At 71.4% G+C, this 13391-nt stretch carries 12 protein-coding genes; 4 read left to right on the top strand and 8 right to left on the bottom strand.

From position 1 onward, the window contains the following. Positions 1–62 precede the first annotated feature (62 nt). Positions 63–2576 carry an FxSxx-COOH system tetratricopeptide repeat protein gene (fxsT, locus tag AC27IY_RS03460; protein ID WP_371252461.1) on the top strand — a complete coding sequence of 838 codons (2514 nt, stop codon included), beginning with the start codon at positions 63–65 and terminating at the stop codon, positions 2574–2576. Between the two features lie 6 nt (positions 2577–2582). On the opposite strand, the gene AC27IY_RS03455 is transcribed toward fxsT, so the two are convergent. From AC27IY_RS03455 to AC27IY_RS03420, 8 genes are all read right to left on the bottom strand, one after another. Then, complete coding sequence (locus AC27IY_RS03455) at positions 2583–3827, bottom strand: aKG-HExxH-type peptide beta-hydroxylase (RefSeq protein ID WP_487177097.1); 1245 nt, start codon at positions 3825–3827, stop codon at positions 2583–2585. Next, complete coding sequence (locus AC27IY_RS03450) at positions 3824–5056, bottom strand: FxsB family cyclophane-forming radical SAM/SPASM peptide maturase (RefSeq protein ID WP_344205050.1); 1233 nt, start codon at positions 5054–5056, stop codon at positions 3824–3826. The genes AC27IY_RS03455 and AC27IY_RS03450 overlap by 4 nt, the downstream gene beginning before the upstream one ends. 157 nt (positions 5057–5213) lie before the next feature. Continuing rightward, positions 5214–5930 carry a GAF and ANTAR domain-containing protein gene (locus tag AC27IY_RS03445; protein ID WP_487177096.1) on the bottom strand — a complete coding sequence of 239 codons (717 nt, stop codon included), beginning with the start codon at positions 5928–5930 and terminating at the stop codon, positions 5214–5216. Positions 5931–6008: 78 nt separating this feature from the next. Continuing rightward, the gene (locus tag AC27IY_RS03440) at positions 6009–7019 is read right to left on the bottom strand and encodes an adenosine deaminase (protein ID WP_487177095.1); all 1011 of its coding nucleotides are present in this window, start codon (positions 7017–7019) and stop codon (positions 6009–6011) included. Positions 7020–7042: 23 nt separating this feature from the next. Beyond that, positions 7043–7918 (bottom strand): 1,4-dihydroxy-2-naphthoate polyprenyltransferase, encoded by an 876-nt coding sequence (locus AC27IY_RS03435; protein WP_487177094.1) that lies wholly within the window; start codon positions 7916–7918, stop codon positions 7043–7045. Between the two features lie 21 nt (positions 7919–7939). After that, positions 7940–8428 (bottom strand): GNAT family N-acetyltransferase, encoded by a 489-nt coding sequence (locus tag AC27IY_RS03430; protein ID WP_020545748.1) that lies wholly within the window; start codon positions 8426–8428, stop codon positions 7940–7942. 164 nt (positions 8429–8592) lie between these two features. Continuing rightward, positions 8593–9108, bottom strand: a complete 516-nt coding sequence (locus AC27IY_RS03425) for a CGNR zinc finger domain-containing protein (protein WP_487177093.1) — start codon at positions 9106–9108, stop codon at positions 8593–8595. 67 nt (positions 9109–9175) lie between these two features. Next, entirely contained in the window at positions 9176–10594 is a 1419-nt protein-coding gene (locus AC27IY_RS03420) for an aminotransferase-like domain-containing protein (RefSeq protein ID WP_487177092.1), read from the bottom strand. A gap of 118 nt (positions 10595–10712) precedes the next feature. Here AC27IY_RS03420 and AC27IY_RS03415 point away from each other — a divergent pair, with 118 nt between their 5' ends. The 3 genes from AC27IY_RS03415 to AC27IY_RS03405 are packed head-to-tail and all read left to right on the top strand — an operon-like array spanning position 10713 to position 13145. Further along, positions 10713–11645 carry a DMT family transporter gene (locus tag AC27IY_RS03415; RefSeq protein ID WP_487177104.1) on the top strand — a complete coding sequence of 311 codons (933 nt, stop codon included), beginning with the start codon at positions 10713–10715 and terminating at the stop codon, positions 11643–11645. 48 nt (positions 11646–11693) lie between these two features. Next, positions 11694–12716 (top strand): hypothetical protein, encoded by a 1023-nt coding sequence (locus tag AC27IY_RS03410; RefSeq protein ID WP_423473678.1) that lies wholly within the window; start codon positions 11694–11696, stop codon positions 12714–12716. Between the two features lie 27 nt (positions 12717–12743). Continuing rightward, positions 12744–13145: an ASCH domain-containing protein gene (locus AC27IY_RS03405; RefSeq protein ID WP_344205039.1), complete on the top strand. Its 402-nt coding sequence runs from the start codon at positions 12744–12746 to the stop codon at positions 13143–13145. Positions 13146–13391 lie beyond the last annotated feature (246 nt).

Here is a 13391-nt window from a genome sequence, read left to right as displayed (position 1 = left end):
CAACCTCTAGTATGGAGTTCTACGGTTGCCTCACCTCTTCGGATATGAAGCGGAGGACCGACGTGACGGAGAATTTCCTGCCGCCGCAGAGCTCGCAGGTCTGGGAACGCGTGCCCAATCGCAATCCGAACTTCACCGGCCGCAAGGACCTCCTCACGGCACTGAGAAAAAGCATCAACACCGTCACGGCGGTCGTCGCGCAGCCGCGGGCGCTGCAGGGACTCGGCGGGGTCGGCAAGACGCAGCTGGCCATCGAGTACGCCTGGCAATACCGCGCCCACTACGACCTGGTCCTCTGGGTCTCCGCCGACCAGCCCCTGCTGGTGCCCTCGACGCTGGCGGACATGGCGCCGAAGCTCGGCTTGCCCCCCGCGAGCAGCACGGGCGTGGAGAAGACCGCCCAGGAGGTCATCCGCGCGCTGGAGAGCGGGTCGCCGTACCGCGGCTGGCTGGTGATCTTCGACAACGCGGAGGAGCCCGAATACGTCAAGGAGTTCATCCCGCGGGGCCCCGGCCACGTCATCATCACCTCGCGCAACTCGCGCTGGAGCGACCACGAGCCCACCATCCAGGTGGACGTGTTCAGGCGCGAGGAGAGCGTGGCCTTCCTCCGCAGGCGGCTGAGCGAGACGGTCAGCCTCGACGAGGCCGACCGCATCGCCGAGCAGCTCGGAGACCTGCCGATCGCGCTCGAACAGGCCGCGGCCCTGCTGGTCCGCACCCTGATGCCGGTCGAGGACTACCTGGAGCTGCTGCAGGAGCAGACCAGCAGGCTGCTGGAGCTGGAGAAGTCGCCCACCTACCCGACCTCGATGACGGCGGCCTGGCGTCTGTCGGTCGACCAGTTGCAGAAGACCCTTCCCGCGGCCGTCGAGGTGCTGCGCTGCTGCGCGTTCTTCGGCCCCGAGCCCATCCCGCGCGACGTCTTCCGCCGGGGCAACCGCGCGGTCGGCCCGCGTCTCGGGCCCATCCTCTCCGACCCGATCACGCTCACCAACGCGCTGAGCCAGCTGGAGCGGCTGGCCCTGGTCAAGGTGGAGCCGTCCGTACGCACCCTCCAGGTCCACCGGCTCAACCAGGCCCTGCTGCGCGACGAGACCCCGGAGAAGGACCGCGCCGAGCTGCGCCACGAGGTCCACCTGCTGCTGTCGGGCACCGCTCCCGCCGATCCCGACGACACGGTCAACTGGCCCCGCTACGAGGAGCTGGCCGCGCACCTGGAGCCGTCCGGGCTGATCGACTGCACGGTGCCGGCCGTGCGCAGGTTCGCCCTCGACCTGGTGCGCTACCTGTACGTACGCGGCAGCTACCGCCAGGCGCAGGCGCTGATCAACGAGTACGTCACCAAGTGGACGCAGGTCGACGGCGTCGACCACAAGGACGTGCTGGTCGCCCGCGTCCACCTGTCCAACGTCTACCTGCAGCTCGCCCAGTACACCAAGGCCGTCCAGCTCGTCTCCGAGACCTTCGGCCTGATGACCGACACGCTCGGCCCCGACCACTCCGAGACGTTGTGGGCCAAGATCGGTTACGCCGGAGCCCTGCGCGGCCGGGGCGAGTTCTCCCAGGCTCAGAAACTGGACGCGGAGGCGTCCGAAACCTACGAGCGCCTCTACGGCGACAGCGACCCGCTGACCCTGCGCGCCCGCCACAGCCTGGCCCTTGACTACACCCTGACCAGCGACTACGGCCGGGCCAGCGAGCTGCTGCAGGACGTCTATCTCAAGCAGAGCAGCATGGAGGGCATCGGCCGCCGGGTGCTGCTGCTCACGTGGACCAACCTCAGCCGGGCCGTCCGGCTGAACGGCCAGTTCGAGGTGGCCACCGACCTGGCCGAGGAGGCCTACTCCTACGGCGTGGCGAGCCTGGGCGAGGACCACCCGAGCACGCTGCTCGCGGCCAAGGACTTCGCGGTCTGCCTGCGCCGCGTGGGCCGGCTGCCCGAGGCCCTGCAGCTCATGCGCGACACCTACATCCGCTCGCGCCGCCTGTTCGGCGAGGAGCACGCCTACACCCTGGCCGCCGCCTTCGGCCTGGCCAACGTGCTGCGCGCCGTCGGGGAGCTGGACGAGGCGCTGGAGATCACCGAGCGGGCCCTGCGGCTCTACCCGGCGGTGTTCGGCGACGAGCACCCCTTCACCCAGGCGGCGCGGATCAACCAAGCCCTCCTCCTGCGCCTCACGGGCGACCCCGAGGCGGCGCTCGCGCTGGACGAGCGGGCGCTGGCCGGGCTCACCGCCCGGGTCGGCCGCGACCACGACTACACCGTGAGCTGCGCGATCAACCTGCAGAACGACCTCGCCGCCCTCGGCAGGCACGAGGACGCCCGGGCCGTCGGCGAGGAGAACCTGCGGGTCATCCAGGCCGGCTTCTCCGCCGACCACTACCTCAGCCTCATCTGCGCCGCCAACCTCTGCCTCGACCTGGAGGCGGTCGGCGCGAGCGAGGAGTCCAAACGGCTGCTCGCCGAGACGACGCAGCGCTTCGAGCTGGCCATGGGGCGCGAGCATCCCGACGCGCTGGGGCTGCTCGCGGGCGAGCGGCTCAACTGTGACTTCGACCCGCCGCCCATTTAACCCGCCTCACCCGGGGCTGTGGGACTGCCGGTGTGCCTCGGCCATCAGGCGGGCCCGCTCGGCCGCGCCCGCGCTCACCGGCTGGCCGTCCAGGCTCGCGAGCGTGTTGCGCAGCGTGCCGACGAAGCGCGTCCCCTCCTCGGTGAGGCCGCCGCTGTCCAGCAGCGTCGCCGTGACCTGCGTGGAAGCCTCGCGCCAGCGGGCGAACTCCACCTCGGCCTTCGCCCCGTGCTCCGGGTCGGCGAGGTGCCGCCGCCAGAAGGCCGCGACGGCGGCATGCGCGTACGCGCCGTGCAGCAGCCCGTGCAGCGGGCGCGGATCGGGCCGCCAGGGGGCGTAGAAGCGGCGGCCGTCGTCCGGCAGGGTGAGCGTGACGAGGTCGGTCAGCGCGTACAGCTTGATGTGCTGGAGCTCGTGCGCCAGGGTGAGCGCCATGCCGATCCCGTCCACGGGGTCGGACAGGGCGATCGTGCCGAAGAGGTCGCGCGCGGAGGCGCTGCGCTGCTCCACGGCGGTGCCGAGGATCGGCGTGAGCACCGAGACGGCCGCGCCGACCTCCTCGGCCACCGTGGCGTGGCGTGTCCGCAGGATCTCCCACGCCTGGCCGAGGCAGGTGCTCCAGCGCCGCCGCCGCGCCGGGGACAGGCGGCCGGCCACGTCGTCGCCCAGCCACCGATGGGGGTCGAGGTCGTCCACGGTCATGGTGGTGTCCGGGCCGAACGACATCCGGTGCAGGGCCTGCCAGTCCCGCCCGTCGCGGCCGGGACGCACCAGGAAGGCCCGCCCCCCGGCGTGTATGCGCGCGCCGCCGTCCGCCGGCTCGACGGTGGCCATGACCCGTTCCTGGCCGTCGGGCGGCAGGGTCAGCAGGCCGAGGGAGGGCAGCACGAGCCGGCCGCAGGGCACCGGGACCTCCAGCCGGCACGCCGCGCCGGCCCGCACCGCCGCGGCCAGCGCGACCGCCGCCAGCCGGCCGGGGTCGGCCTGGCCGCGGCAGGCCCGCAGCGCCCACGCGCCCACCGCGGGATGGCGCAGGCAGTCGCTCACCTCGCCGGGCGCGCCCGCCTCCAGCTCGGCCAGCGTCTCGTAGGCGCGGGCGGCGGTGCCGGATTCCTCGGCGGCCAGGCGTACGAGGAGGCGGTGTTTGCTCGTCTGGGCGGCGCGCAGCTCGGCCAGGGCGGCCGCGCCGCCACCGCCCGTGGCCAGCTCGGCGAACGCGGCGGCGGACAGCCGGTGCGTGACGGGTCTCATCGCCCTGCTCTCAGCCGGGCCACGTCCCGCCCGCAGCGCGCCCCGATGTGGCTGATCAACCGGTAGAGGTCGGGGCAGTAGACCGACGGCTCGGCGAAGCCGGTGAGCGGGCTGTAGCGGTGGGCGTACTGGCCGCCGCCGCAGACCGAGACGAGGTCGCAGCGGCGGCAGGTGGACGACAACGCCAGCTCGCCGATCTGGCGGGCGGCGATGGCGGGCTGCAGCAGGGCGTGGTCCAGGGGATCGCGCAGCACGTGCAGCGGGGTCCTGGCCGCGCCCTGGAAGGCGCTCTTCAGGCTGTCGGACTGCTCGATGCCGCCGTCGGTCTCGATGACGACCATGCGCACCGGGGACAGGCCCACGTTCTCCGCGCGCGAGTGGCCGCCCATGAGCAGCCGCATGATCTCCCTGAACAGGCGTACGTCGGTCTGCAGCACCGGGCTGTCGTACCAGCGGTCGAAGATCTGGATCAGCCAGTCGGCGTAGGGGGTGGCGGGGGAGCCCGGCTCGCGGAACGGCGGCGGCTCGGCCCAGTTGCCGTGCGGCAGCAGGAAGTCGACCGCCGGGGGGTCGAACTCCAGCAGCGCCTCGTAGGTGCGGATCGGGTCGTTGCGCACGTCCACGGTGCAGAGGAGGCCGCTGAACAGATGGTGGTAGGGGCCCTCGCTCAGGCGTCGCAGCGACTCGCTGACCAGGGCGTGGCTGCCGCGTCCGTCGGCGAAGCGGCGGTGGCGGTCCTGGCCCTCCGCGTCGCCGTCCAGGCTGACCCCGATCCGGATCTCCAGCGACTCGAACAGGCGCAGGTAGTCGTCGTGCAACCGTACGCCGTTCGTCTGGATGTGGGCGTTGACCCGGGTGCCCGTGGCCACCGCGCCGCGCACCCCTCGTACGATGCGGGAGATGAGCTCGGGGCCGGCCAGCAGCGGCTCGCCGCCGTGCAGGATGACGTCGATCTCGCCGAGGTCGTGGGCGGCGGCGTGCTCGGCGATGCGCTCGATCGCGCGGTCGGCGATCGCGTCGGACATCCTGCGCGGCTGCTCGCGCCAGCTCTGGTCGGCCATCTCGTACACGTAGCAGTGGCGGCAGGCCAGGTCGCAGCGGCTGTGGACCTTCAGGATGAACTGCTGGAAGGCGAGCGGGCGCCAGCCTCCGGCCAATAACGCGTCGACGTCGAGGAGGTCCGGGAACCCTGTGGCGTGCGAGAGTTCCGGCTCAGGGCTGAGTGACAACGGCTACCTCTTAGCGTCGTGATGCACCCCGCTCCATCTTTACCCACTTTGCGGCCCAGTCAAGATTCACGACGTCAAGAAAAGAATGTGCGCCGGGTTATGGCGCAATTTCCGGAAAAGTCGATAAATATCGTGGATTTTCGGGGCGGGACGGTGGTCACCGCGTCCGGGGGCGCACCCGCGGCGGCGGATCCTCGAAACGGGGCCGCTGCGGAGCCTCCCCCGTCACCTTCCGTACGATGCCCGCCGCCACCTGGTAGACCTTGACGTTGCGGTCCTGGGAGACGTGCCGCAGCATCTCGAACGCCTGCTGCGAGGTGCAGCGCCGCTGCGCCATCACGATGCCGAGCGCCTGGTCGATCACCGCCCGCGTGTTGAGCGCCTCCTTGAGCTGCGCGGCCACCTCCTTCAACCGGGCCGCGCCGAGAGCGGTGCGGAACAGCACGCCGATGTGCTCGGCCGTGACCCGCGCCGTCACGCGCGTCGCCTCCGCGAAGCCGCCGCGCTCGCCCGAGTAGAGCGTCAGGACGCCCAGCAGCAGGCCCTCGGACTTCAGCGGCTCGGCGTGCAGGCTGCGCAGCCCGGCCTCGGCGGTGAACCGCGACCAGCGGGGGTCGGCCGCCAGGTCGGCCGAGGTGACCGGCTCGCCCGTGTCGAGCGCGTCCACGCAGGGCCCCTGACCGGTGACCGACTGCAGCTCGTCGAGCAGCTCGGCGCGCGCGTCGGTGCAGGCGACCGTACGCAGCCCGCCCTCGGCGCGCAGCGCGATGCTCATCATGGGGGAATCGGGCATGGCGCGGGTGGCGATGGACAGGCAGTCGCCGAGCGCCCGTTCGAACTCCTCGATGTCCGTGAGGACACTAGGCCGGTTCAACGAAGATCCCTCGCCCTCGGTTGTCCGGACCGTCCGCAACGATAAGACTGCCCTGCGGCAGGGGCGTTACGCCACCCTTCAGCGGGCCCGGGAGGCGAGATAGGCGTCCACTTCCGAGAGGTAGGCGTCCTTGACCGGACGGGGGAGCCAGGTCACCTCGAACGCGTTGCGCTCCAGCCCCGCCAGCTCCTCCTCGCTGAGCTGCAGCGCCTCCTGCAGCGCGATCAGGTTCTCCTGTACGTAGCCGTCGAAGTACGCCGGGTCGTCGGAGTTGACCGTCACCCGCACGCCCAGGTCCATCAGTTTGCGGATGCCCTCGGCCTTCATCGAGTCGGTGACGAAGCCGTTGGAGATCGGGCAGCAGGTGAGCCCCATGCCCCGCGCCAGCACCAGCTCCACCAGCCGCTGGTCCTCCAGGATGTTGACGCCGTGGTCGATCCGGTCGACGCCGATGTCCTCGATCGCCTGGCGGATGTGCTCGACCGCGTCGTCCTGGTCGACGTCGCAGTGCATGGTCAGCAGGTAGCCCTCGGCGCGGGCGCGGGCGTAGACCTCGGCGAACTTCGCCGGCGGGTTGCCCTTCTCGTCGGAGTCCAGGCCGACGCCGGCGATCCACTCCTTGTACGGCAGCGACTCCAGCAGCGTCGCCATCGCGTACTCGGCCTGGAAGTCGCGCAGGAAGCACATGATGAGCTGCGCCCGCACCCCGAGCTGCGCCTCGGCGTCCATCAGCGCCCGCCGCAGCCCTCGGATCACCACGTCGAACGGCACCCCGCGCCCGGTGTGCGCCTGCGGATCGAAGAAGATCTCCGCGTAGCGGACGTTCTGCGCGGCGGCCTTGCGGAGGTAGGCCATGGCCAGGTCGTAGAAGTCGGGCTCGGTGCGCAGCACCCGCATGCCCTCGTAGTAGACGGTGAGGAAGGACGGCAGGCTGTCGAAGGAGTAGGCCGCGCGCATCTCCTCGGCCGACGCGTAGGGCAGCGCGAGCCCGTTGCGGGCGGCCAGCTCGAACTTGAGCTCCGGCTCCAGCGTTCCTTCGATGTGCAGGTGGAGCTCGCACTTGGGCAGCCCGGCGATGAAGTCCTTCATCTGCCCAGACTAGAACGCCGGCCTCAGAAGACCAGAGCGAGACCCACCGCGAACAGCAACCCGTACGCCATCTGCAGCTTGCCCGTCTGCTGCAGCACCGCGATCAGCGCGGGCCCGACGGCCCTGCCCAGCACGGTACGGATCGGCGTCACCGCCAGTGGCGCCGCCAGCAGCGTCAGCGCCGCCCACGGCGTGACCACCGTCATGGCCAGCGCCACCACGAACGGCAGCACCTGGCAGGCCACGTACAGGGCCCGCGTGCGCTGCGCGCCCAGCACGACCGCCAGCGTCCGCTTGCCCGACTGCCCGTCGGTGCCCACGTCGCGCAGGTTGTTGACGACGAGCATCGAGCACGACAGCAGGCCCACCGGGATCGACGCGAGCAGCGCCACCCAGCTCAGCGACGCGGTCTGCACGTACGTCGTGCCCACCACCGGCACCACGCCGAAGAACACGAACACGGCCAGCTCGCCCAGCCCGCGGTAGCCGTACGGGCGTTTGCCGCCGGTGTAGAACCAGGCGGCGGCGATGCAGGCCGCGCCCACCAGCAGGATCCACCAGGCCCGGGTGACCACCACCAGCGCCAGCCCCAGCACCGCGGCGACGGCGAAGCAGCTCAGCGCGGCCGTCAGCACCTGGCGCGGGGTGGCCGCGCGCGAGCCCACGAGCCGCATCGGGCCGACCCGCTGGTCGTCGGTGCCGCGGATGCCGTCGCTGTAGTCGTTGGCGTAGTTGACGCCGATCTGCAGCGCGAGCGCCACGAACAGCGCCAGCACGGCCCGCCACCACACGAAGCCGCCCTCACCGATCGCCACGCCGGTGCCCACCATGACGGGGACGACGGCGTTGGGGAGTGTGCGGGGCCGCGCGCCGGCGATCCATTGGCCGGGTGTTGCCATGTCCTCTGCCTCGTCCTCTGCCTAACTGATGTCCGTGGTGAGCCTCACCATGCGGATGGGACGGCCCATGTCGAGAACGCGCTCCGCCATGTCCTCGCCCCAGCCGGCCGACTCCAGGAAGCCGAGCACCGCGTAGTTGTCGGCGAACACCCAGGTGACAATCTGCCGGAAGCCGTCATCGCGCAGGTAGTCGACGGTGGCGTTGAGCAGCCGGCTGCCGTGCCCGCGACGGACGAAGTCGGGGTCGACCAGCAGCGTCAGCATCTCGGCCACGACGCTGGGATCGAGGTCGGGGTCCTCGGCGGGGGCGTGCGAGGCCAGGCCGACCACGCGCTCGCCGCCGCGCGGCGTGACGAGCGCGGCACTGCCGCCCGCGCCCAGGGCGGGGAAGCCCTCGGTGTCGAGGATGGTCTCCACCGCGACCAGCACCCGGTGCATGGGGCTGGGCGGGGCGACGATCGCCTCGTCCCACTGGCGCAGCCACATCTTCTCGGCCGCGGGGCCCGTCATCTGCTCAAGCGGCCCCTCCGGGAGAAAGTCCCGGTAGCCGTAGCGCCAGGCGCGAACCTGACAATTCGCAACCTGGAGCACATCCTCGCGCCGGGCCGCCCGGACGCCTACGTCTGCCATCTCGGCCCGCTCCTTCGCCTGCCGTTCATGCCACAAGGCACGAGTTACACCGTATCGGTGTTTGAGGCTTGGAGACGACGCGAACCCCGCTTCCTCGCCCGGTAAGCCCGTGTCTTGGTGCGGTTGCCGCATACACGCATAGAACACCACGAGCGGGAACGGTTTCTGGACGAGTCGATGAACGCCCGCTGACACGTTCCCTCCGCGCACACCTTCAGCCGGTCCCACGCGGTGCCGAGCGTCGCGGCCGCGATCGCGGCCAGCCCGCCGGCGACGCCCGCCCCGGCCGGCACCAGCTCCGGCTCACCACTCGCTCCCACCCTGACCTGCAGCGGCAGGCCGGGCAGAGTGGCCGGCTCGCGCCGCAGCGCCGCCCGCATGCCCTCACGAAGGGCGTGCGCGGTGTGCAGGTCGTCGTCGGTGGCCCGCTCGCGCGGGCCGGTCAGGCCGCGCTCGCGCAGCCAGACGGCCAGCTCGGCGGGGGAGGACAGCTCGTCGGTGTCGGTTGCGACGTCGTAGGTGTTCACGAAGTCTCGGACGAGCTCCGCGGGGGACGACATGGCTCCACTCTAGCGGTCGATCATGAACCTCTTGATCGCGCCTCCGTCCCGTACGAGGTCCTGGGCGTTACGCGTCCGGGCGGGCGAGGTCCTGGAACGCCCGGGCCAGGCGGCGTACCCCCTCGTCCAGCTCCGCCAGGTGCGCCGCGGCGGCATGCGTCAGCCTGAGCCGCGGCCCCGGCGGCTCGGACGGGTAGTACATCCGCCCCGGGCTCACCAGCACGCCATGCCGCCGCGCGCCCTCCACCAAGGCGTCCTCGTCCAGACCGGCGGTGAGGCGCAGCCACAGGTGCATGCCGCCCGCGGGCAGCAGGTGCAGCTCGGCCTCCTCCGGCAGGCGGGCGGCGAGCGCGGCGGCCAGAGCGTCCCTGCGCAGGCGCAGCTCGGCATGGACCGTCGCGAGATGGCGCCGCCAGGCCGGCGAGCCCACCAGCTCCAGCGCCGTCTCCTGCAGCGGCCGGGCCACGAAGAACGACTCCACGAGCTGCCCGGCCCGCAGCCGGTGCGCGGCCGGGCCCCGGGCGATCACCGCGGCCACCCGCATGCTGGGGGAGAGGATCTTTGTCAGGGACCGGACATGGACCACCGTGCCGTGCTCGTCCATGGAGGCCAGCGTGGGCGGGGGCTGCTCGATGAGGTAATGGGCGTAATCGTCCTCGATCACGAACGCGCCCGCCGCCCGCGCCACCTCCAGCACCTGCCGGCGGCGTTCGGCAGGAAGGGTGGCGCCGGTGGGGTTGTGCAGCGTGGGCTGGCAGAAGAAGACGCGGGCCCCGGTCACCGCGAACGCCTCCGCCAGCAGCTCCGGACGGACGCCGGACGCGTCCACGGGCACGGCCGTCGCCCGCAGCCCCGCCGCCTTCGCCGCGGCCAGCGCCCCCGGGTACGTCGGCGTCTCCACCAGCACCGGCGTCCCCGGAGCCGCCAGCGCGCGGAAGGCGTGCGTGAGCGCGGCCTGGCCGCCGCTGACGACCAGCGCGTCGGCCGCGGTCACGTCCCCGCCCGTCTGGTCGGCGAACCAGCGCCGCAGCTCGGCGAGACCGGCGAGCGGCGGCTTGGCCCAGGCGTCCGGACGGCGTACGGCGCGCGCCGCGGCCGCCGCGAGATGCCGGTCGGGGCGCAGACCGGGCGGCAGGTAGCCGCCGGTCAGCGGGACCACGCCGTCGGGGGCCTCGGCCAGGAGCGCGGCGACGGGACCCTCGTCCACGACGCGGTCGCCGAGCGCGACCGTCTGCCAGGAGAGGTCCGCCGCCTCCCGGCCGCCGGCCGTCTTCTGGGGGTGGGCGACGAAGGCCCCGCTCCCCGGTCTGGTGACCACCCGGCCCTCGGCGGCCAGCTGGCCGATCGCGCGGGAGACGGTGACGGGGGAGACGTTGTGGGTGCGCATGATCTCCCGGCTGGAGGGGAGACGGGCGCCGGGGCCGAGGCGGGCGGCCTCTTCGCGCAGTATCGCGGCGATGTGGGCGATACTGCTATCGTTGGTCATGAAGAATGATGATAGCGCTACTGTTGCGGATGGAGTAGCGGTCTCCTCCGATGCGCCCGTTCTGCCAGGCGCATCGGCTGCTTCAGTGGTCGGTGGTTCTGGGCCCGACACTCGGGGCCTGGAGGCTCACGATCTGGACGCTCGGGACCTCGGCACTCAGGCCGCGGACGCTCGTCGTCGGACCCGCACCAGGGGGACCCTTCTCGCCTTTCTCGGGGTGCTCGCCTTCTCCGGCTCGTTCCCCGGCACCGTCTACGCCATGGAGGGCTTCAACCCGTGGCTGGTGGCCATCGGCCGGGCCGCCGTAGCCGGTCTGCTCGCCGTCGTCTGCCTGCGAGCCGCCCGCCGCCCCCTTCTCCCGCCGCGCCACCTCTGGGGCCCGTACGCGCTGATCTCCCTCGGCGTCGTCTTCGGCTTCCCCGTCTTCAGCGGCCTGGCCCTGGCTCTGGGCTCCAGCACGTCCCATGCCGCCGTGATCACCGCGCTCCTCCCGGCCGCCACCGCCGCCTGCGCCGTGCTGCGCGCCGGTGAACGCCCGCGCCGGCTGTTCTGGGCGGCCTGCCTGTCGGGCGCGGCCGCCGTGACCGCCTTCACCCTCCTCCAGCAGGAAGGTACGGCTGCCGCGGCCTGGCCCGACCTGCTCCTCCTGGCCGCGCTGGGCTCCGCCGCGATCGGCTACACCGAGGGCGGCCGGCTGGCCCGCGACACCCCCGGCTGGCAGGTGATCTCCCACGCCCTCGTGCTGTCCCTGCCCGTCACCGCCCCCGTCACGGCCGCGCTGACCGTGCTCACGCCCGTCACCGTCACCCCCGGGGCGCTCGCCGGTTTCGCCTACGTCGCGGTCATCTCCATGTTCCTGGGCTTCTTCCCCTGGTACGCGGGCCTCGCCAAGGGCGGCATCGCCCGCGCCGGCCAGACCCAGCTCACCCAGCCGCTCCTCACCCTGATCTGGGCGTGGTTCCTCATGGGCGAACGATTCGGCCCGGTGACGGTGGCCGCCGCGCTCGCCGTACTCGTCTGCGTCGCCATCACCCAGCGCGCCCGTACTTGAAAGCCGTGACGCCTCCGCGCAGGATTGGAGGAGGAGGTGTCACAAACTATGGCGGACCTCACGATCCCTGAAGGCGGCTTCTGGCCCGCGCCGGAAATCCCGCAGCCCAACATCTATCCGATGGAGTGGCGCGTCGAGACGGAGAAACTCGCCGCGATCTACGAGAAGTCCAAGCGCATGGTCTGGAACCCTGCCGACCTGCCCTGGGACCAGCTCAAGCCCGAGGACTTCAGCCGTGAGCAGCGCCTCGGGATCATGTACTGGTTCGCCGTCCTGGCCAACTTCGACGCCTCGGGGCCCGCCGTCTTCGCCCGCGCCACCATCAGCGCCTTCGAGAAGCACGAGGAAGACCCCGTCAGGAAGTGCTTCTTCTCGATCACCCGCGACGAGATGAACCACGAGGAGTGCTGCCAGCGCTCCATCGCCAAGCTCTGGCCCGGCGGCCCTCTCGACTGGACCCCGTCCGACGACCTGGAACACGCCGCCCACAACAACATCGGCTGGCTCTACCACAACGGCGGCCGCTACTGGAACGGCTACAACTCCGCTGTCGGCAAGTACTCGCTGCCGGTTCTGTTCACCAGCTTCATGATGGGCGAGATGGCCGCCTCGACCCTGTTCAGGGGTATGTCGTCGGGTACGCAGCACCCGGTCTTCAGCGAGATGTTCCAGCGCATCGGACGCGACGAGTCCCGCCATCTCCAGATCTGCATGACGATCCTGGAGAACGAATGGCCCGGCCTCACCGACGACACGCGCAGCCTCATCACGCGCCAGCTCCGGGCGGGCTTCGTCTTCCTCAGCATGATCCTCTGGGAGCCGCCCGGGGGCTTCTGGGAGCTGCCGCCGTACTTCCTGCACAACCACCGCGTCCTCATGGACTACGCGAGGGAGGCGGGGCTGGGGGTGCTGTCGTACGAGGAGCAGGCGGACAACTGGCGCGTCGCCATGGCCCACGTCCGCGCGATCGTCGAGCGGTGGGGCATCGCCTTTCCCGCCATCCCCGAACTGGACCTGGAGGGGGTCGAGGTCGACTTCCTCGACCCGGAGGACATCATCCCGGTCTTCTGACCGGTACGTTCCCGTACGGTGTTACCCATGTGGCCTCGACTCGACGGGCTCCGGACGCTCGAACTCGGCACTCCGGGCGAACTCCGCACCCGGCTCACCAACCTGGCTCTCATCGGCCGCAAGACCGCGACGGCCGGCCTCCTCGCCCTGGACTACGAAGCCGAGGGCGAGGAGGTCGAGCACGTCGGCGAACGCCTGATCCTGCTGACCGACGCCGGGGAGCGGGCGGCCGAACTGGAGGTCACCCGAGTCGACCTCGTACCGTTCGCGGAGGTCCCCTGGGACTTCGCCCACGCGGAAGGCGAGGGCTTCACCTCGATCGAGAACTGGCGTGAGGTCCACCGCGCCTACTGGGCGTCACAGGGCTTCGACGTCGATGACACCACCATCATCGTCTGCCTACGCTTCCATCTCGTCGACGCTCCGTAGACGAGCACCCCGCCGCAGCGGGCGCGCCGCCGGAACGAGCACGGGTGCCAGCGAGTACGGAGTGTGCGAGCGCATCACCGAAGCGACCGCGCTGTTGAAGCAAGCGCCGCTCCACAGGCCGCCAACGGCACCCGCCACCACCGTCAGTGCCAAATGCCATCGGCAGTCGCCAGTGTCACGGGCACTGGCACTGGCCTTAAGAACCCGCGCCTCTCCTCGGTCCCCTCGCCCGTCCTGCGTCCAGCG

This window comes from Nonomuraea sp. B208, assembly GCF_057536035.1.
This window is presented reverse-complemented; position numbering and strand designations above follow the sequence as displayed.

Bases quoted from the DNA above. Each gene is read 5' to 3' on its own strand.
- AC27IY_RS03410 (WP_423473678.1), top strand. From the start codon at position 11,694: ATGGCGGACCTCACGATCCCTGAAGGCGGCTTCTGGCCCGCGCCGGAA.
- AC27IY_RS03405 (WP_344205039.1), top strand. From the start codon at position 12,744: ATGTGGCCTCGACTCGACGGGCTCCGGACGCTCGAACTCGGCACTCCG.
- AC27IY_RS03420 (WP_487177092.1), bottom strand. From the start codon at position 10,594: ATGACCAACGATAGCAGTATCGCCCACATCGCCGCGATACTGCGCGAA.
- AC27IY_RS03425 (WP_487177093.1), bottom strand. From the start codon at position 9,108: ATGTCGTCCCCCGCGGAGCTCGTCCGAGACTTCGTGAACACCTACGAC.
- AC27IY_RS03435 (WP_487177094.1), bottom strand. From the start codon at position 7,918: ATGGCAACACCCGGCCAATGGATCGCCGGCGCGCGGCCCCGCACACTC.
- AC27IY_RS03440 (WP_487177095.1), bottom strand. From the start codon at position 7,019: ATGAAGGACTTCATCGCCGGGCTGCCCAAGTGCGAGCTCCACCTGCAC.
- AC27IY_RS03455 (WP_487177097.1), bottom strand. From the start codon at position 3,827: ATGAGACCCGTCACGCACCGGCTGTCCGCCGCCGCGTTCGCCGAGCTG.
- AC27IY_RS03430 (WP_020545748.1), bottom strand. From the start codon at position 8,428: ATGACGGGCCCCGCGGCCGAGAAGATGTGGCTGCGCCAGTGGGACGAG.